Genomic DNA, 17,978 nt, shown 5'->3' with positions numbered 1-17,978 from the left:
GTCCGCCGCCCGCCCGCCGACACCAGTCCCCCCGCGGCGCCCGTGCCCCGGCGGGCCGTGCTTCGGGAGCGCCGGGGTTCTGCGGTGGGGAGAAGGGGGTCGACAGGGAGCGGGGGGGTCGTTAGCCTGCCCGGATGCCGATGATCGACACGGGCTCGACCCGACTCGCCTACGACGAGGCCGGCGACGGACCGGCCGTGGTGCTGCTGCACGCGGGCTTGGCCGACCGGCGCATGTGGGACCACCAGTTCGCCGCGCTGGCCGCGGACCATCGGGTGGTGCGCTACGACCGGCGCGGGGTCGGCGGCTCCGCCGACCACGGGGGGCCGGTGGAGCACCACCGCGACCTGCTCGACCTCATGGACGCCCTGGACATCGACCGGGCCGCCCTGGTGGGCGCGTCGTACGGCGGCGCGCACGCCGTGGACGCCGCGCTGGCCGCGCCCGGCCGGGTCGGCGCCCTGGCCCTGGTCTGCCCGGGGATGTCCGGCCACCGGTGGCCGCAGTCGTTCACGGACGCGGCGGCCGCCGCCGTCGGCCCCGCCGTCCCGCCCGAGCGCCTGGCCCGCTACCGGGCCGGGAACGCCGCCCCCGACCCCGCGGACGTGGCCGCGATGGCGCAGGCGCAGGCCCGGTTCATGGTGGCCGGCCCCGGCCGCTCCCCCGAGGACCTCCCCCCGGAGTCCTGGGACCTGAGCCTGCTGATGCTGCGCGAGCTGTTCGCCCGCCTGTGGTCCTCCCCGGCCAACACGCCCCGGTGGATCGACCCGCCGGCCAACGGGCGGCTCGCCGAGGTCGGCGTGCCCGCCCTGGTCGTCAAGGGCCTGTCCGACGTGCGCGAGATCCAGGAGGTCGCCGACCTCTACCACGCCGGGATCCCCGGCGCCCGGCTGCTGGAGCTGCCCGACACCGGGCACGTGCCCTCGGTGGAGCGCCCCGCCGAACTCACCGCCGCCCTGGCCGGCTTCCTCGCCGAGGTCCCCGCTGCCTAATGCCTGTTTTTTGAACGCTCTCCTGTGCCGCCGGGGTTCGTGAGGCGCCCGGCGGGGTTCTGGAGGCCCCGAAGGAGCGGTCCTCGAGGAAAGCCTGTGGCCGTAGGCCATCCGTTGAGGGAGGTGGTGGGCGACGGGCGGGCGAGGACTGCGACGGAGGGGCCGAAGGTTCCCGCCCTCGAGGGGCGCCGAACAAGGTGACCGGGCTGCGGCCGCAGGCCGTCCGTTGAGGGTGGTGGCGGGCGACGGGCGGGCCGAAGCGCAGCGGAGGTTCAAAGGAACACGGACTAGGCGGGTTCGAAGACCACCAGGGGCTTCATGTGGTCGCGGCGGTTCTCCGCCAGCGCGATCACCCGGCCGTCGGGGGCGAACAGGCCGATGGGCCCCCGCCCCTGGTCGGTGGGGTCGATCCGGTTGCCGTGCCGCACCCGCCGGGTCTCCTCCTCGGTGAGCGCGCGCGACGGGAAGGCCGCGGCGACCGCCTCCGCCAGCGGGACCTGGGTGAACTCCTCCGCCAGCTGGTCCAGGGTGCGCGCCTGCGCCAGGTCGTAGGGGCCCACCCGGGTGCGGCGCAGCGCCGTCAGGTGGCCGCCGACGCCCAGGGCGGCGCCCGCGTCGCGGGCCAGGGAGCGGATGTAGGTGCCGCTGGAGCAGACGACGGAGGCGTCCACGTCCACGAACGTCCCCGCCTCGTCGGTCACCCGGCGGATGCCGGTGACCTCGAACGCGGAGACGGTGACCGGGCGGGCCTTCAGCTCGACCTCCTGGCCCTTCCGCGCCGACTTGTAGGCCCGCACGCCGTCCACCTTGATCGCGCTGACCTGCGGCGGGACCTGCATGATCTCCCCGGTGAGCGCCCGCACCGCCTCGTGGACGGCCTCGTCGGTCACCCCCGAGGCGTCCACCCGCTCCCCCGGCTCGCCCTCGGCGTCGTCGGTGTTGGTGGTGAGCCCCAGCCGGAGGGTGGCGTCGTACGCCTTCTCCGTCAGGGTGAGGTGGCCCAGGAGCTTGGTGCCCTTCTCGATCCCCAGCACCAGGACACCGGTGGCCATCGGGTCCAGGGTGCCCGCGTGTCCGACCCGGCGCGTCCTGGCCAGCCCGCGGGTCTTGGCGACCACGTCGTGCGAGGTCCAGTCGGCGGGTTTGTCGATCACCACGACGCCGCTCTCGGCCATCGGTCTCCTCGGGAAGGGGTCGGGAAAGGGGAGCGGGCGGCGGCGCTGCGCCGCCGCCCGTACGGCGGGGACCGGAGGGTCCCCGGCCGGCGTCTCCGGCCGCGGTCTCCCCGCGGCACGGGACGGGAGGGCTACTCCTCGTCCTCGTCGTCGTCCTCGGCCTCACGCGGCGCCTTGTAGGGGTCGGCCTCGCCCGCCGGGCTGGCGCCGGTGGCCCGCTGGGCCACCTCGGCGTCCGACTGCCGCGCCTTGACCAGCAGCTCCTCGATGTGCTGGGCGTTCTCCTGAACCTCGTCGATGACGAAGGTCAGGCTCGGCGTGTGCCGGATGCCGGTCTGCCTGCCCACCTCGCTGCGGATGAGGCCCTTGGCGCTCTCCAGCGCCGCGGCGGAGGCGGCCCGGTCCTCGGTGCTGCCGAACACCGTGTAGTACACCGTGGCGTCCCGCAGGTCGGCGGTGATGCGCGCGTCGGTCACGGTGACGAATCCCAGGCGCGGGTCCTTGATCCGTCGGTCCAGCATCTCGGCGACGATGCGCTGGATGCGGTCGGCGATCTTTCGCGCGCGTGCGGCGTCAACCATGGTCAGTCTTCCTCTTCGTTGAAGAGCCGCTGCCTGGCGGACAGCAGCTCCAGTTCGGGACGGCCCGCGACGAAGCGCTCGCAGGTGTCCATCTGCTCCCGGGCGTGGGCCGCCGTGGGGGCGACCACCGCGACGCCGATCTTGGCGCGACGGTACAGGTCGTGCTCTCCCACCTCGGAGACCGACACCGAGAACTTGCGGCGCAGCTCGGCGATGACCGGCCGCACCACCGAACGCTTCTGTTTGAGCGAGTGGACGTCGCCCAGAAGGACGTCCAGGGTCAGCGCCCCAACGTACAAGTGATCACCTGTGGTGTTGTGAACCGTCAAAGGCGGGGCCCCGGACAGCTCGTGTCCGGGGCCCCGGTGGATCAGGCCTCGCGACTCCTAGTCGCGGGGCTTCTCCTGCATCTCGTACGTCTCGATGACGTCCTCGATGCGGATGTCGTTGTAGCCGACACCGATACCGCACTCGAAGCCCTCGCGGACCTCGGTCGCGTCGTCCTTGAACCGGCGGAGCGAGTCCACCGTGAGGTTCTCGGAGATGACGACCCCGTCGCGGATGAGCCGCGCCTTGGAGTTGCGGCGGATGATGCCGTCGCGGACGATCGAACCGGCGATGTTGCCGATCCGGGGCACCTTGAAGACCTCGCGGATCTCGGCCGAACCGAGCTTGACCTCCTCGTAGATGGGCTTGAGGAGACCCTTGACGGCGGCTTCGACCTCGTCGATGGCCTGGTAGATGACCGAGTAGTAGCGGATGTCGACGCCCATGCGGTCGGCGAGCTCGCTGTTCTTGCCCTCGGGCCGAACGTTGAAGCCGATGATGATGGCGTCGGCGGAGGCCGCCAGGTTGATGTCGTTCTGCGTGATCGCACCGACACCGCGCCCGATGACCCGGATGTTGACCTCTTCGCCACCCGCGTCGATCTTGAGCAGCGACTCCTCGAGCGCCTCGACCGAACCGGACATGTCACCCTTGATGAGCAAGAGCAGCTCGGAGCGCTCGCCCTCCTTGAGGTGGTCCTGCCAGGTCTCGAAGGTGACACGGCGGGCCGACCGCGCCTGCTGGGCGAAGCGCTCGCGCGCCTCGCGCTGCTGCGCGATCTGGCGGGCCACCCGGTCGTCCTTGACGACCAGGAAGCTGTCGCCGGCGCTGGGAACGTTGGTCAGACCCAGCACCTGCACCGGACGGGACGGCTCGGCGCTCTGCACGTTCTGGCCGTGCTCGTCGAGCATGGCGCGGACGCGGCCGTAGGCGTCGCCGCAGACGATCGAGTCGCCGACGTTGAGCGTGCCGCGCTGGACCAGCACCGTGGCCGTGGAGCCGCGGCCGCGGTCCAGGTAGGCCTCGATGGCCAGACCCTGCGCGTCCATGTCCGGGTTGGCCTGGAGGTCCAGGGCCGCGTCGGACGTCAGCACGATCGACTCGAGCAGGGCGTCGATGTTGGTGCCGCGGAGAGCGGAGATGTCCACGAACTGGACGTCGCCGCCGTACTCCTCGGCCACCAGGCCGTACTCGGTGAGCTGCGCGCGGACCCGCTGCGGGTCGGCGCCCTCGACGTCGATCTTGTTGACCGCCACCACGATCGGCACCTCGGCCGCCTTGGCGTGGTCGATGGCCTCGGCCGTCTGCGGCTTGACGCCGTCGTCGGCCGCGACCACCAGGACCGCGATGTCGGTGACCTTCGCACCGCGGGCACGCATGGCGGTGAACGCCTCGTGACCGGGGGTGTCGATGAAGGTGATCTTGCGCTCTTCGCCGTCCACCTCGGTGGCGACCTGGTAGGCACCGATGTGCTGGGTGATACCGCCGGCCTCGCCGCTCACGACGTTGGTCTTGCGGATGGTGTCCAGCAGTCGGGTCTTACCGTGGTCGACGTGGCCCATGACGGTGACCACGGGCGGACGGGGACGCAGGTCCTCTTCGGTGCCGTCGTCCTCGCCGAACTCGATGGAGAAGGACTCCAGCAGCTCGCGGTCCTCGTCCTCCGGGCTGACGACCTCGATGCGGTACTTGAGCTCGTCGCCCAGCAGCACCAGGGTCTCGTCCGGCAGGGACTGGGTCGCGGTGACCATCTCGCCCAGGTGCATCAGCACCTGGACCAGCGACGCCGGGTTGACGTCGATCTTGTCGCCGAAGTCGGACAGCGAAGCGCCGCGGGACAGGCGGATGACCTGGTCGTTGCCGCTCGGGATCTTGACGCCGCCGAACGACGGGGCCTGGAGGTCGTTGAACTCCTGACGCCGCTGCTTCTTGGACTTGCGGGCACGCCCGGGACGACCGCCCGGACGGCCGAACGCACCGGCCGTGCCGCCGCCGCGACCGCGGCCACCGCCGCCGGGACGGCCGCCGAAGCCACCGCCGCCGCCGGGACGACCGCCGCCGCCACCGCCGCCGCCGGGACGCGGACCGCCGGCACCCGCGGGGCGCCGCCGCGGCCGCGGCCGCCGGGGCCGGGACGACCGCCGCCGGGACCGCCGCGACCGGCACCGCTCGGCCGGGGCGGGACGGGACGAGGGCATGTTCATCGGGCTGGGGCGCGGACCGCCCGGACGCGGAGCGCCGCCACCGGGGCGGGGGCGCTAGCCGCGCCGCCGGGACGCGGCACGCCCGCGGCACCGCCCGGACGCGGGGCGCGGTCGCCCTGCGGACCCGGACGCGGGCCGGGACGGGGACCGCCCTGGGCGCCGGGAGCACCCGGACGCGGAGCGCCACCGCCGGGGCGGGGAGCGCGCTGGTCGCCCTGCGGGCCCGGACGCGGGCCGGGACGGGGACCGCCCTGGCCGCTGGGGCCGCCCGGACGCGGGGCGCCGCCGCCGGGACGCGGGGCCGGCCTGGCACCCATGCCCGAGGCGTTGGTCTGGAACGGGTTGTTGCCGGGGCGCGGACCGGCCGGGCGCGGGCCCGGACGGGGGCTGCGGCCCTCGGGACGCGGACCGCGGTCGCCGCGCTGCGGGCGCTCGCCGCGCTCGGGGCGGTCACCGCGCTCGGGACGGTCGCCGCGCGGGGCGCCGCCCTCGGGACGGCCCTGCGGACCGGGGCGCGGAGCACCGCCGGGACGCTGGCCGGACTCGCCGCGCGGGGCCTTGGGGCCCGGCTTGGGGCCCGCCGGACGCGCGGGCTCGCCCTGGAAGGACGGGGGCTGCGCGGCCGGGGACTGCGGGGCGGGCTTGGCGGCCGGACCCGGCTTGGGACCCGGCTTGGGCGCGGGCCCCGGCTTGGGGGCCGCGGAGGACTCGGCGCGCGGGCCGGGCTTGGGGGCCCCGCCCTTCTTGCCGCCGTCGTTCCCGTTGTTGAAAGCTTCCTGCAGGCGTCGCACGACGGGGGCCTCTATCGTCGAGGACGCCGAACGGACGAATTCGCCCATCTCGTTGAGCTTGGCCAGGACGGCCTTGCTCTCTACTCCGAACTCCTTCGCGAGTTCGTACACCCGGACCTTCGCCACTACTCTCCTTCAGCTTCGGTCCGGGACATGGGCTCGTGCCGGACCGTTGTTAGCTCGTACTCATCGCTGCGTACTCATCAGGCGCTCATCGCAATCTCGACCTGCTTCCTCATCGCTACACAACAATGGGCCGTACACAACTCGTGCAGCGCGCAGCACTGCACGCCGACCTCGGTCACTACAACCCGGAGGCCGGCCCGGACATTCCAACCCTATCGGGACGGGTCCGCCGGCGGGTCGTGCGGGGTGACACCGAACAGCGCCTCCACACGTGAAACGTCCCACCCACCGTCGCCCGGTCCCCTCCGAAAGGCGCGTGACCACACCCGCCTGCGCTCGGCCGCCTCGAGGCAGCGCCGATCGTCGTGCAGGTAGGCACCGCGACCCGGACGTCGACCCCGAACGTCGGGGATGACGGCCGTGCCCTCGGCCACCATCCGAACGAGGTCGGATTGGACTGCCCGCGACCGGCACCCCACACACGTGCGCGTGGGACGGTCGGGACCGTCTTCGGCAACCATATCGCGTCGAGCCACGACCGCGACCCGTTAACCGTCCGTCGCGGCGCCGCGACCGCCCGCGCCGGTCCCGTCCTCGGCCTCGTCGGCGTCCTGCGGGACCTCCGCGTCGGAGCGGATGTCGATGCGCCATCCGGTCAGACGCGCGGCCAGGCGGGCGTTCTGGCCCTCCTTGCCGATCGCCAGCGACTGCTGGTAGTCGGGAACGATCACCCGGGCCACCCGGGCGGCCATGTCGAGGATTTCCACGGAATTGACCCGCGCCGGGGACAGTGCGTTGGCGACGAACACCGCGGGGTCGTCGGAGTAGTCGACGATGTCGATCTTCTCCCCGTGCAGCTCCGCCATGACATTGCGCACGCGGCTGCCCAGGGGGCCGATGCAGGCGCCCTTGGCGTTGACGCCGCCCCGGTTGGAGCGGACCGCCATCTTGGTGCGGTGGCCGGCCTCACGGGCGATGGCCGCGATCTCCACGGTGCCGTCGGCGATCTCGGGGACCTCCAGCTCGAAGAGCTTGCGCACCAGGTTGGGGTGGGTGCGCGAGAGGGTCACCGAGGGGCCGCGGTGGCCCTTGCGGACCTGCACCACGTAGGCGCGCAGGCGCTCGCCGTGGGTGTAGGTCTCGGTGGGCACCTGCTCCTGCGGGGGCAGCACCGCCTCGATCCGGCCCAGGTCGACCAGCACGTTGCGGGGGTCCTTGCCCTGCTGGATGATGCCGGAGACGATGTCGTGCTCGCGCCCGGCGAACTCGCCCAGGGTCAGCTCGTCCTCGGCGTCGCGCAGGCGCTGGAGGATGACCTGCTTGGCGGTGGAGGTCGCGATGCGGCCGAAGTTGGTGGGGGTGCCGTCGGACTCGCCGACGACGTCGCCCTCCTCGTCCAGCTCGGCCACCCACACGGTGACGTGCCCGGTGGAGCGGTCGAGTTCGACCCTGGCCTTCTTGTCGGGGCCCTCTTCCCGGTGGTACGCGATCAGCAGCGCGTCCTCGATGGCCCGGGCGACCAGCTCGACGGAGATGTCCTTCTCGCGTTCCAGGCTGCGCAGAACGCTCATGTCAATGTCCACGGGGCTCCCCCTCTAGTCCGCCGCGTCGGTGTCGGCGGCACGGCGGAATTCCACCTGCACCCTGCCCTTGCCGATCTCGGCGTAGGTGAAGGTGCGGGGACGACCCTCGACGTCCAGGGTGACGCCCTCGTCGTCGGCCTCGGTGACCCGACCGGTGATCCCGCCGCCCTCGGCGAGGGTGGCCTGCACCAGGCGCCCGCGCGAGCGGCGCCAGTGCCTGGGCAGGGTCAGCGGACGGTCCACCCCGGGGGAGGTGACCTCCAGGACGTAGGGCAGTTCGCCCATGACGTCGGAGGACTCCAGGGCCGTGTCGACCTCCTGGCTGACCTCACCGACGGTGTCCAGGTCCACCCCGTTCTCGGAGTCCACGACCACGCGCAGCACCCGGCGCTTGCCGGCCGGTGTCAGCTCGACGGCCTCCAGGTCCAGCCCGGCCGCGGCCAGGACGGGTTCCAGCAGCTCGGCGATGCGCTCCTCACGCGCCTGCGCTCCCATGTGGTGTGCCCCTTCAAGGCGAGAATCCCGCCCGCGCGGCCTTCGGGCCGGTGTACGGGGCGGTCCAGCTCTGTACGTAAGTCTTCGACTGGTGGGTCCGCTCCCGCTCGGGGACGCGAACCGGCCGCGCGTCGCGTACGACGGCGGTCGTGGTGCAAGGGTATCCACACCCGGACCCCTTCCAGGTCGCCGTCCGTGGCGGGGGCGCGTCGGGGTGTGTCCCGGCGGACCCGCAGGCCCTGTCCCGCAGGGGGTGTGGACGGGGACCGGTTCCGGCGCCGGGCGTGGAAAGATGGGAGCGCGAGAACGAAGAGGCCGGGCGTCCGGCGCCGAGGGCGGCGCGGGGCGGAGGGCCGGGCACGGAGGGGAGAGCGCGTGGGCGAGGTCGGGATCAGCCGCCGTACGGTCCTGGGCGCGGCGGCGGCGGTCGCCGGGGCCGTCGGCCTGAGCGGGTGCGGCGGGGCCGACTGGTATCCGGCCGACGTGACCCCCGACGAGCACGTGGTCCGCTCGCTGCTGTGGGAGAAGGAGCTGGTCGCGGCCCGCTACGCCGCGGCGATCGAGACCGGCTCGGGGCCGTCCGACCTGTTGGAGCGGTTGCGCGCCCACCACCTGGAGCACGTGGACGCCCTGACGGCGGCGCTGCCCGAGAAGTCGGCGGCGGAGGAGTCGGCGGCCCCGTCCGGGGAGCCGACCGACCCGGCCCCGGACACCGCGCCCGACGCCGAGGGGCTGCGGGTGCTGGAGGCCTCGGCCGCGGCGGCCCGCATCGACCAGGCGGCGGCGGTGTCCGACCCCGGCCTGGCCCAGCTGATCAGCGGTATCGGGGCCTGTGAGGCCGTGCACGCCCACCTGCTGGCGCGCGCGTGAGCGGCCGGGCGATGGAGAGAGCGATGGAAGGTGGCGGTGCCCGGTGAGTGACGCGGACCTGTCCGTCGAGGCGGCCGACGACGGCCCCGCGGCCCTGGCGGAGGCCCTGGCCGCCGAGCACGCGGCGGTGTACGGGTACGAGTTCGCGGGCGGGGCCGGGGGCGACCTCGACTACCGCACCCGGGCCGGGGAGGCGGCGCTGGTGCACAAGGCGCTGCGTGACGAACTGCACGCCCTGTCGGTGGCCGCGGGCGTGGACCCGGCGCCCGCGCTGGCGACCTACCCCCTGCCGGCGTCGCGCGACGACGCCGCCCTGGACTCCTTCCTGCTGGGGCTGGAGGAGGCGACGGCCCGCGCCTACGCGTGGCTGTCGGCCGCCCGCGACACCGACCTGCGCACCGCGGGGGCCCGCGGCCTCCAGGAGGCGGCGGTCCGGGTGGTCGAAGGCGGCGGGGAGCCCGGCGCCCTGCCGGGCTTCGACGAGGCCTAGCGCCCACCGCCCTCGCCCGCCCCCCGGGCGCCGGGCGAGGCCGCACAGCCGCGGCCGTCGGCCGTCAGTCCTCAGCCGAGGACCTTCTAACGGGTGACGAGCGGACCAGGACTGCGGCCGTCCGCCGTCCGTCAAGGGCGGTGGCAGGCGCCCGGCGGGCAGAGCCCCGGCCGCAGGCCGCCCGCCGAGGACCTTCCAGCGGGTGCGAGCGGGCCGGACCCGCGGCCGTCGGCCGTCCGTCGAGGGCGCCGGGCGGGCGGAGCGCGGCGGAGGTCCGCAGGGACACGGACCGACGGAACGGCCCCGCCCGGGCTTCCGGGCGGGGCCGTTCTCGCGCGGGTCAGGCGCGGCAGGCGGCCGCGGCGCGCTCGACGATCGCGTCCAGGGCGACCTCCTCGCGCTCCCCGGTGGCGCGGTCGCGCAGCTCCACCACGCCGTCGGCCAGGCCGCGGCCGATGATGACGGCGGTGGGCACGCCCAGCAGCTCGGCGTCGGTGAACTTCACACCAGGCGAGACGCCCTTGCGGTCGTCCACCAGCACGCGCAGCCCGCGGGCCTCCAGCTCACCGGCGATGCGCAGCGCCTCCTCGATCTGGTCGCCCTTGCCGGTGCCGATGACGTGCACGTCGGCCGGGGCGATCTCGCGCGGCCAGACGATGCCCTTGTCGTCGTGGGACTGCTCGACGACCGAGGCCACCACCCGGGAGACGCCGATGCCGTAGGAGCCCATGGTGATGCGCTTGGGCTTGCCGTCCGGGCCCAGGGCGTCGACCTGGAAGGCGTCGGTGTACTTGCGGCCCAGCTGGAAGATATGGCCGATCTCGATGCCCCGCGCGGTGTACAGGGTGCCCTGCCCGTCCGGGGAGGGGTCGCCGTCGCGGACCTCGGCGACGTCGATGACGCCGTCCGGGGTGAAGTCGCGCCCCGCCACCAGGTCGATGACGTGGTGGTCGGTCCGGTCGGCGCCGGTCACCCAGGCGGTGCCGGTGACCACGCGCGGGTCGACCAGGTAGCGGACCTTGTTGTCGAGCAGCGCGCGGGGGCCGATGTAGCCCTTGGCCAGGAACGGGTTGGCGGCGAAGTCCGCCTCGTCCAGCAGCGCCACCTCGGCGGGCTCCAGGGCGGCCTCCAGGCGCTTGAAGTCCACCTCGCGGTCGCCCGGCAGCCCGATGGCCAGCAGCTCCCACTCGCCCGAGCCCGGGGCGCGGGTCTTGACCAGGACGTTCTTGAGGGTGTCGGCCTCGCTGAAGTCGCGGCCCAGGTCGAGACCGTTGAGGAAGTCGACGAGGGTGCGGATGGTGGCGGTGTCCGGGGTGTGGTGGACCTTCGCCTCGGGCAGCCCCTCGACCGGCAGGGCGGCGGGGGCCGGGGTGGCGACCGCCTCGACGTTGGCGGCGTAGTCCGACCCCGTGCTGCGCACGAAGGTGTCCTCGCCGGTGGGCGCGACCGCGAGGAACTCCTCGGAGGCCGAGCCGCCCATGGCGCCGGAGGTGGCCTTGACGATGACGTACTCCAGGCCCAGCCGGTCGAAGATCCGGATGTAGGCGGCCCGGTGCTTGTCGTAGGACTCCTGGAGCCCGGCGTCGTCGATGTCGAAGGAGTAGGAGTCCTTCATGTGGAACTCGCGGCCGCGCAGCACGCCGGCCCGGGGCCGGGCCTCGTCGCGGAACTTCTCCTGGATCTGGTACAGGATGACCGGGAAGTCCTTGTAGGAGGAGTACTCGCCCTTGACCAGGAGGGTGAAGACCTCCTCGTGCGTGGGGCCGAGCAGGTAGTCGGCGCCCTTGCGGTCCTGGAGGCGGAAGAGGGTGTCGCCGTACTCCTCCCAGCGGCCGGTCGCCTCGTAGTACTCCTTGGGCAGCAGCGCGGGCAGCAGCAGCTCCTGGCCGCCCATGGCGTTCATCTCCTCGCGCACCACGCGGGCGACGTTCTCCAGGACGATCTTGCCCAGAGGCAGCCAGGAGTAGACGCCGGGGGCGGCGCGGCGCACGTAGCCGCCGCGGACCAGCAGCTTGTGGCTCGGCACCTCGGCGTCCGCCGGGTCCTCACGCAGGGTGCGCAGGAACAGGGTCGACATCCGCAGTAGCACGGCCACTCCTCGGTGAACGCGCCCCGGCCGGGGCGCGGGTGTTGGAACAACTCGAAAGAATCAGGGGAACCCCAGGCTAGCGCCACCGGGGTGCGCAGCGCGCGGCAATTCCCCGACCTGGGGACGGCTACGCTGGGGGCCGCACCGGGACGGACGGGACGGGGACATGGGCGGACGCGGGACACGGGAGGACGACGAGGTCGTCGGGGCGCCGGGCATGGAGCTGCTGGCCGACGCCGACCGGGCCGAATCGTGGTTCCTGGTGGTGGACGGCACGCCCCAGTCGCACGTGGACCTGTCAAACCCCGGGCACCTGGACTTCTCCTACGTACGGCGGATCGCGCACGCCGCCGACCTGGTCGCCCCCGCCCGGGAGCCGGTCGACGCCCTGCACCTGGGCGCCGGGGCGCTCACCCTGGCCCGCTACATCGCGCACACCCGCCCGGGTTCGCGCCAGCGGGCGGTGGACGTGAACGCCCCGCTGGTGGAGCTGGTGCGGCGGCGGCTGCCCTGGGACCGGCGCGCGCAGCTGCGGGTGGGGATCGGCGACGCCCGGGAGTGGATCGCGGCCCGGCACGACGCGAGCGCCGACCTCATCGTGTCCGACGTCTTCGCGGGGGCCCGTACCCCGGCCCGGCTGACGTCGGTGGAGTTCTACGCCGAGGCCGCCCGGGTGCTGCGCCCCGGCGGGCTGCTGGCGGTGAACGTGGGCGACGGCGGCGCGCTGGCGCACACCCGCGGCCAGGTGGCGACCGTCCGGGAGGTGCTGCCGCACGTGGCGCTGTCGGCGGAGCCGGGAGTGCTGCGCGGCCGCCGGTTCGGCAACCTGGTGCTGACCGCGTCCCACGGGCCGCTGCCGGTGGACGAGCTGTCCCGGCGGGCCCACCGCGACCCGGAGATGGCCCGGCTGCTCTCCGGCGGGGAGCTGGACCGGTTCGCCTCCGGCCGCGGCCCGGTGCGCGACACCGGCGCGGTCGACTCCCCCGCACCGCCCGACGGCGTCTTCTGACCGCCGTCCTCCGGCCGCCCGGGGCGGCGGGGTACTCCGCGGGGAGTAGGCGCGGGGCCGCGATCGCCTCCCGGGGGAGGACGGAAACCCCTACGTGCGGGCCGTACCGTCGGGGGTGTGACAGCACTACTCCCGCGCCCCGCACGGACCGACGCCTGGATCGCCCTGGGCCTGCTCCTGCTGTCGGCGGGCAGCACGTTCGTGGTCCAGGTGGCGGATCCCGCGACCGGCGCGCGCGACCCCTGGCCGTGGGGCTACGCGCTCATCGCGGTCGCCTCCCTGTCCCTGCTGTGGCGCACCGCCTTCCCCTGCGCCGTCGGACTGGTTTCGGTGAGCGCGGCGACCGTCTACTACCCCCTGGGGTTCCCCGACGGCGTGGTCATGGCCTGCACCGCCGTCATGCTCTACAGCCTGGTCCGGTGGGGGTACCGCACCTTCGGCTGGACCCTGGGGATCGTGCAGTTCCTGGCCGTGAACGGCTACGAGCTGGCGGCCAACGAGACGTTCCGCCCCGAGGCACTGGGCATCGTCGGGTGGGTGCTGGTGCTGCTGTGCGCCGGCGAGGTGGTGCGCTGGCGGCAGGAGTACCTCAAGGCGGACCGCGAGCGCGAGGCCGAGGCCGACCGCACCCGGGAGGAGGAGCTGCTGCGGCGGGCCTCCGAGGAGCGGCTGCGGCTGGCCCGCGACGTCCACGACACGGTCGCGCACAACATCTCGCTCATCAACGTGCAGGCGGGCACCGCCCTGTACCTGATGGAGAGCGAGCCGGAGCGGGCCTCCCAGGCGCTGGCCACCATCAAGCAGACCAGCAAGGACACGCTGGTGGAGCTGCGCGCCATCCTCGGGGTGCTGCGGGCGGCCGACGAGGGCGCGCCGCGCTCCCCCGTCGCCGGGGTCGACCGGATCGACGAGGTCGCGGAGGCCGCCCGGGGCGCCGGGATCGCGGTGGAGGTGAAGGTCGCCGGCACCCCCGTGCGGCTGCCGGTGGGCACCGACTCCGCCGCCTACCGGACCGTGCAGGAGGCGCTCACCAACGTGGTGCGCCACGCGGAGGCGGACCGGGCCACGGTGCTGGTCGACTACCTCCCCGACGCGGTGGTGGTGGAGGTCGCCGACAACGGGCGCGGCACCCTGGGCTCCCCCGCCGCGGGCAACGGCATCAGCGGCATGCGCGAGCGGGCCGCCCTGGTCGGCGGGACGGTGGACGCGGGACCGCTGGAGGGTGGAGGATTCCGGGTGCGGGCCCGGCTGCCGATAACGGGTTCCGAAGAACGAACGGGGTGAACGTTGATCCGCGTACTGCTCGCCGACGACCAGGCGCTGGTGCGGGCCGGCTTCCGCGCCCTCCTGGACAGCGCGGACGACATCCAGGTGGTCGCCGAGGCCTCCGACGGCGAGGAGGCGGTGCGGGTGGCCCGCGCCGAACGCCCCGACGTGGTCCTCATGGACATCCGCATGCCCGGGGTGGACGGCCTGGCGGCGGCCGCGCGCATCATCGCCGAGCCCGCCCTGGAGAAGACCCGGATCATCATCCTGACCACGTTCGACCTGGACGAGTACATCTTCGAGGCGCTGCGCTCGGGGGTGAGCGGGTTCCTGGTCAAGGACACCGAGCCGCGCGACCTGTTGCAGGCCGTGCGGGTGGTGCACCGGGGCGAGGCGCTGCTGTCGCCGGGGATCACCCGGCGGCTGATCTCGGACTACACCAGCCGCCCGCGCGCGAACGCGGAGCCGTCGCCGCGCCTGAACGGCCTCACCGACCGGGAGCGGGAGGTGGTGGCGCTGGTGGGCCGCGGGCTGTCCAACGAGGAGATCGCCCGGGAGCTGGTGCTCAGCCCCGCCACGGCCAAGACCCACGTCAGCCGGGCCATGGTCAAGCTGGGCGTGCGGGACCGGGCGCAGCTGGTGGTGCTGGCCTACGAGTCGGCGCTGGTGACCCCCGGCTGGAGCGGACGGAACCCCTAGGGGACCCCCGTAACCCCCCGGGAGTAGCGCCCCGGGGCCGGCTACCCCCGTGGGAGACGGGCGAAAGCCCTCCGCCGGACGATGCCCGGGACCGGACCCGCGGCGGATGCTTCTCGTGATTCCCGACGACGATCACGAGGCCCTGCGATGTTCGACGATCCCCTCCTCCTGGCGCGGCTCCAGTTCGCGTTCACGGCGGCGACGCACTTCATGTTCGTGGCCCTGACCCTGGGGCTGGCGCCCTACATCCTCACCGCCCAGCTGCGGGCGACCCTGTCCGGCGACCGGGAGCGGATGTCCGCGGTCCGCTTCTGGGGCGGGCTGTACCTGGTCAACTACGGCATGGGCGTGCTCTCCGGGCTGGTCATGGAACTCCAGCTGGCGCTCAACTGGAGCGGCCTCCAGGAGATGTACGGCTACTCCTTCGGGGCGCCGCTGGCCCTGGAGACGATGACGGCGTTCTTCATCGAGTCCACGTTCCTGGGGCTGTGGATCTTCGGGTGGGACCGGATGGGCCGCTGGGCGCACCTGGGGTGCTTCGCGGTGGTCACCGCGACGGCGTACCTGTCGGCCTGGTGGGTGCTGGTGTCCAACGGGTTCCTGCGCAACCCGGTGGGCTTCGAGATGGTGGACGGCGTCGCCCACCTGACCGACCCGGTGGCGCTGATGACGAACCCCGCGGCGACGATGGCGTTCGGGCACATCGTGACCGGCGCCCTGCTGGTGGGCGCGGCGGTGATCATCGCGACGAGCGCCTACCACCTGCGGCGCGGGAACGACCCGCAGCGGATGTTCTCTCGGGGCATCGGCTACGGGGCGCTGGTGATGGTCCTGCTGCCGATCCCGGTGGCGGGCTTCGGCGGGGTGCAGTTCGGTCTGTTCGGGCAGGACCCGCCCACCAGCGGCCAGACCTACTCCGCGGCGGAGATCGAGGCCATCGAGGCGGCCGGCAGCGGGGTGCACGCCGGCGTCGGGACCGCCGCGGAGGTCTTCATGATGGGCATGTGGGGCCTGATGTTCCTCCTGGGGCCGGTGCTGCTGCTGGGCTGGGTGATCGCCCGTGTGTCCAAGAGCGCGCGGAGGCTGCGGGGGGCGCTGTACCCGCTGGCCGTGCTGCCCTTCCTGCCCTACCTGGCGAGCGTCGGCGGGTGGGTGTTCCGGGAGACCAACCGCCAGCCGTGGACCGTCGTGCACCACCTGACCACCGCCGACGCGGTGACGCCGATGTCCCCGGCGGCCGCCGCGACCTCCTTCGGGCTGTTCACGCTGGCGTTCGCGCTGCTGGCCGGGACGACCTGGTGGCTGCTCGTGCGGTTCGCCCGGCGCGGCCCCGAAGGCGGCCCGCTGGCCGAGCGCCGCGACGACGGCGCCGCCCCGGCGGAGTCCTCCACCCCCGTCCCCACGTTCTGAACCGGAGCCTTGCCATGTCGGACGTCCTTTCCTCCCTGTCCTCTCTTCTGCTCGCCCTGTTCGTCGTCGGCTACCTGGTGCTGGCCGGGGCCGACGTGGGGCTGGGCATGCTGATGCCGCGCGTGGCGCGCGGCCCCGACCAGCGGCGCCGGGTGGTGGCCGCGATCGCCCCCTACTTCCTGGCCACCGAGGTGTGGCTGGTGGCCCTGGTGGGGGTGCTGGCCGGGCTGTTCCCGTCCGTGGAGCACCACGTGGTGGCGCGGCTGTGGCCGGTGCTGGTGGCGCTGGCCGCGGGGCTGCTGGTGCGCGACGCGGGCCTGTGGCTGCGCTCACGGGTGCCGGGCCCGGTGTGGGCGGCCCTGTGGGACGGCGCCGTCGTCGCGGGCAGCTGGACGCTGGCCCTCTCCTGGGGCTGGGTCCTGGCGTCGCTGGTCGCCGGCGACCCGGGGGTCTCCCTGTTCACGGTCCCGTGCGCGCTGACCGTGGTGCTGCTGTTCGCGCTGCGGGGTGCCGCCTTCGGGGCCGAGCGGCTGGTCGGCGAGTCCGACGCGGAGAGCGCGGACGTGGCCGCCCGCGACACCCGCCCGATCGCCCTGGCGGCCCTGGCGGGGACCCTGGTCACCGCGGTGTCCGCCCCGCTGTCGGGCGCCGGAGTGGGCGCGGCGGCGGTGGTCCCGGCGGTGGTGCTGGCGGCCACTCTGGCGGCGACCGCGGGGCTGTCCGGCCCGATGCTGTCCCGGCACACCTCCGCGGTGGCGATCGCGGTGCCGGGCGTGCTGGTGGCGGTGGTGGGAGACCTGCCGCTGGCCCCGGTCCCGGACACGACCGCCGTGCTGGTGTGGTCGGTGCTGGCCCCCGCCATTCCGGTCATGCTCATCGGCCAGGTTTGGCTCTACCGAATGACGCGTCGCCCGAGCCGTTCCCCGAGTTTCTTCGCCTGAGCCCGGATTCGCCCGGGCCGGTGGGGACGGGCCGCCCGGACCTCGGCGTGTCGGTCAGGATTCGTCAAGGACACCGTCCCGGATTGGGAAAGCCCGGCCCCGGGCACGTCATCCGTCGGGAACCGCGCCGCCCGGCGCGGTGGACCGGATTCCGGACCGATCCGAGGAGGGATCATGACCCACCCCCTGACCACTCCCCCGAGCGCCTGCAGCTGCGGTTCGGGCTGCGGGTGCGGCTGCCAGAGCGGCGGTTCGTGCGCCTGCGGCGGCAGCTGCGGCTAGCCCGTACCCGACCCCCTTCCCGGCGGGCTGCCCCTCCCCTTGGGGGCAGCCCGCTCCTGTGCACTCCTCCCCGTGTCGCGACATTGCGCGACGATAGGTATACGCTGAGTCACTAGATGTATCTGCGCATCCACCCGTTGGGGGGAGATCGGCGATGCCGTTCACCAGGCCGACGAAAGGGAGTGCCACCGAGCACGCGTTACTGCTCCGGTGCGTCGAGGGCATCCGGGAGCGCTCGGCCCGGGCGGTCCCCTGGGAGCCCGACACGGTCGGGATACCGCGGGGCGGCTCCGAGAGCCCGCTGTCCCGGATCAACGACGTGGCCTTCTACGCGAACGCGCGCAACGACGTGGCGGCCCTGGCGGGGGTGTGCGCGGAACTGCTGCGGCTGCACCACCCCGTCGAGGAGGAGGGCGGCACGTGCGCGGGGTGCGGACTGGCCTGGCCCTGCCCCACCTTCGAGGAGATCTCGCGCCTCCTGGCCTGAGACGGCCGCCGCCCGCCGGTCCCGGGGCGCGATCCGGTCTCGGCGGGCGACGATCCTCACCGGCCGTCCTTGGCGCCGGGTGACCGAACCACCGGGCGCCCTCACCGGGCCGGGCATGGCCTGAGCGTAATACTGAAACTCGTTCTAATGCAAGCCCCGCA

The 17,978-nt window shown here is 73.8% G+C and carries 16 protein-coding genes and 1 pseudogene; 9 read left to right on the top strand and 8 right to left on the bottom strand.

Annotated elements, in window-relative coordinates; translation table 11 throughout:
* Positions 1-134 precede the first annotated feature (134 nt).
* Positions 135-992 carry an alpha/beta fold hydrolase gene (locus tag KGD84_RS06790; protein ID WP_220559402.1) on the top strand — a complete coding sequence of 286 codons (858 nt, stop codon included), beginning with the start codon at positions 135-137 and terminating at the stop codon, positions 990-992.
* Between the two features lie 287 nt (positions 993-1,279).
* Here KGD84_RS06790 and truB read toward each other — a convergent pair whose 3' ends face one another.
* The 7 genes and pseudogenes from truB to rimP form a co-directional block, all read right to left on the bottom strand.
* A complete protein-coding gene (gene truB, locus KGD84_RS06785; protein ID WP_220559401.1) occupies positions 1,280-2,167 on the bottom strand; it encodes a tRNA pseudouridine(55) synthase TruB in 888 nt (295 codons plus the stop codon).
* Between the two features lie 131 nt (positions 2,168-2,298).
* Positions 2,299-2,748 carry a 30S ribosome-binding factor RbfA gene (gene rbfA, locus KGD84_RS06780; RefSeq protein ID WP_220559400.1) on the bottom strand — a complete coding sequence of 150 codons (450 nt, stop codon included), beginning with the start codon at positions 2,746-2,748 and terminating at the stop codon, positions 2,299-2,301.
* A 2-nt stretch (positions 2,749-2,750) separates the two neighbouring features.
* Complete coding sequence (locus KGD84_RS06775) at positions 2,751-3,047, bottom strand: DUF503 domain-containing protein (protein WP_220559399.1); 297 nt, start codon at positions 3,045-3,047, stop codon at positions 2,751-2,753.
* Between the two features lie 87 nt (positions 3,048-3,134).
* Positions 3,135-6,196 (bottom strand): annotated as a pseudogene (infB, locus tag KGD84_RS06770) (translation initiation factor IF-2).
* Positions 6,197-6,408: 212 nt separating this feature from the next.
* The gene (locus tag KGD84_RS06765) at positions 6,409-6,717 is read right to left on the bottom strand and encodes a YlxR family protein (protein ID WP_220559397.1); all 309 of its coding nucleotides are present in this window, start codon (positions 6,715-6,717) and stop codon (positions 6,409-6,411) included.
* Positions 6,718-6,744: 27 nt separating this feature from the next.
* The gene (gene nusA / locus KGD84_RS06760) at positions 6,745-7,767 is read right to left on the bottom strand and encodes a transcription termination factor NusA (RefSeq protein ID WP_220559396.1); all 1,023 of its coding nucleotides are present in this window, start codon (positions 7,765-7,767) and stop codon (positions 6,745-6,747) included.
* 24 nt (positions 7,768-7,791) lie between these two features.
* Entirely contained in the window at positions 7,792-8,274 is a 483-nt protein-coding gene (gene rimP / locus KGD84_RS06755) for a ribosome maturation factor RimP (protein ID WP_220559395.1), read from the bottom strand.
* Positions 8,275-8,649: 375 nt separating this feature from the next.
* On the opposite strand from rimP, the gene KGD84_RS06750 reads away from it, so the two are divergent.
* Positions 8,650-9,144, top strand: a complete 495-nt coding sequence (locus KGD84_RS06750; protein ID WP_220559394.1) for a ferritin-like domain-containing protein — start codon at positions 8,650-8,652, stop codon at positions 9,142-9,144.
* Positions 9,145-9,187: 43 nt separating this feature from the next.
* Positions 9,188-9,634, top strand: a complete 447-nt coding sequence (locus tag KGD84_RS06745) for a DUF4439 domain-containing protein (RefSeq protein ID WP_220559393.1) — start codon at positions 9,188-9,190, stop codon at positions 9,632-9,634.
* A gap of 340 nt (positions 9,635-9,974) precedes the next feature.
* Here the strand turns inward: KGD84_RS06745 and KGD84_RS06740 are convergent, their stop codons facing one another.
* A complete protein-coding gene (locus KGD84_RS06740) occupies positions 9,975-11,711 on the bottom strand; it encodes a proline--tRNA ligase (protein ID WP_220565576.1) in 1,737 nt (578 codons plus the stop codon).
* Between the two features lie 178 nt (positions 11,712-11,889).
* Between KGD84_RS06740 and KGD84_RS06735 the strand changes: the two genes are divergently transcribed.
* The 6 genes from KGD84_RS06735 to KGD84_RS06710 all read left to right on the top strand — a co-directional run bounded on the left by KGD84_RS06735 (position 11,890) and on the right by KGD84_RS06710 (position 17,817).
* Positions 11,890-12,732, top strand: coding sequence for a spermidine synthase (locus KGD84_RS06735; RefSeq protein ID WP_220559392.1), 843 nt, complete (start codon positions 11,890-11,892; stop codon positions 12,730-12,732).
* A gap of 117 nt (positions 12,733-12,849) precedes the next feature.
* Positions 12,850-14,016 (top strand): sensor histidine kinase, encoded by a 1,167-nt coding sequence (locus KGD84_RS06730; protein ID WP_220559391.1) that lies wholly within the window; start codon positions 12,850-12,852, stop codon positions 14,014-14,016.
* A 3-nt stretch (positions 14,017-14,019) separates the two neighbouring features.
* Positions 14,020-14,697, top strand: a complete 678-nt coding sequence (locus tag KGD84_RS06725; protein ID WP_220559390.1) for a response regulator — start codon at positions 14,020-14,022, stop codon at positions 14,695-14,697.
* Positions 14,698-14,844: 147 nt separating this feature from the next.
* Positions 14,845-16,107, top strand: coding sequence for a cytochrome ubiquinol oxidase subunit I (locus KGD84_RS06720; protein ID WP_220559389.1), 1,263 nt, complete (start codon positions 14,845-14,847; stop codon positions 16,105-16,107).
* A 14-nt stretch (positions 16,108-16,121) separates the two neighbouring features.
* A complete protein-coding gene (locus KGD84_RS06715) occupies positions 16,122-17,048 on the top strand; it encodes a cytochrome d ubiquinol oxidase subunit II (RefSeq protein WP_220559388.1) in 927 nt (308 codons plus the stop codon).
* A 436-nt stretch (positions 17,049-17,484) separates the two neighbouring features.
* A complete protein-coding gene (locus KGD84_RS06710) occupies positions 17,485-17,817 on the top strand; it encodes a hypothetical protein (protein ID WP_220559387.1) in 333 nt (110 codons plus the stop codon).
* Positions 17,818-17,978 lie beyond the last annotated feature (161 nt).

The organism is Nocardiopsis changdeensis (assembly GCF_018316655.1).
GTDB lineage: Bacteria > Actinomycetota > Actinomycetes > Streptosporangiales > Streptosporangiaceae > Nocardiopsis > Nocardiopsis changdeensis.
The sequence above is the reverse complement of the archived record's forward strand: the minus strand, read 5'-3'. Positions and strand labels throughout refer to the sequence as shown.

What these genes read in the sequence shown, in the direction of transcription:
- KGD84_RS06790 (WP_220559402.1), top strand. Translation starts at nt 135, where the DNA reads ATGCCGATGATCGACACGGGCTCGACCCGACTCGCCTACGACGAGGCC.
- truB (WP_220559401.1), bottom strand. Translation starts at nt 2,167, where the DNA reads ATGGCCGAGAGCGGCGTCGTGGTGATCGACAAACCCGCCGACTGGACC.
- rbfA (WP_220559400.1), bottom strand. Translation starts at nt 2,748, where the DNA reads ATGGTTGACGCCGCACGCGCGCGAAAGATCGCCGACCGCATCCAGCGC.
- KGD84_RS06765 (WP_220559397.1), bottom strand. Translation starts at nt 6,717, where the DNA reads ATGGTTGCCGAAGACGGTCCCGACCGTCCCACGCGCACGTGTGTGGGG.
- nusA (WP_220559396.1), bottom strand. Translation starts at nt 7,767, where the DNA reads ATGAGCGTTCTGCGCAGCCTGGAACGCGAGAAGGACATCTCCGTCGAG.
- rimP (WP_220559395.1), bottom strand. Translation starts at nt 8,274, where the DNA reads ATGGGAGCGCAGGCGCGTGAGGAGCGCATCGCCGAGCTGCTGGAACCC.
- KGD84_RS06740 (WP_220565576.1), bottom strand. Translation starts at nt 11,711, where the DNA reads ATGTCGACCCTGTTCCTGCGCACCCTGCGTGAGGACCCGGCGGACGCC.
- KGD84_RS06735 (WP_220559392.1), top strand. Translation starts at nt 11,890, where the DNA reads ATGGGCGGACGCGGGACACGGGAGGACGACGAGGTCGTCGGGGCGCCG.
- KGD84_RS06720 (WP_220559389.1), top strand. Translation starts at nt 14,845, where the DNA reads ATGTTCGACGATCCCCTCCTCCTGGCGCGGCTCCAGTTCGCGTTCACG.
- KGD84_RS06715 (WP_220559388.1), top strand. Translation starts at nt 16,122, where the DNA reads ATGTCGGACGTCCTTTCCTCCCTGTCCTCTCTTCTGCTCGCCCTGTTC.
- KGD84_RS06710 (WP_220559387.1), top strand. Translation starts at nt 17,485, where the DNA reads ATGCCGTTCACCAGGCCGACGAAAGGGAGTGCCACCGAGCACGCGTTA.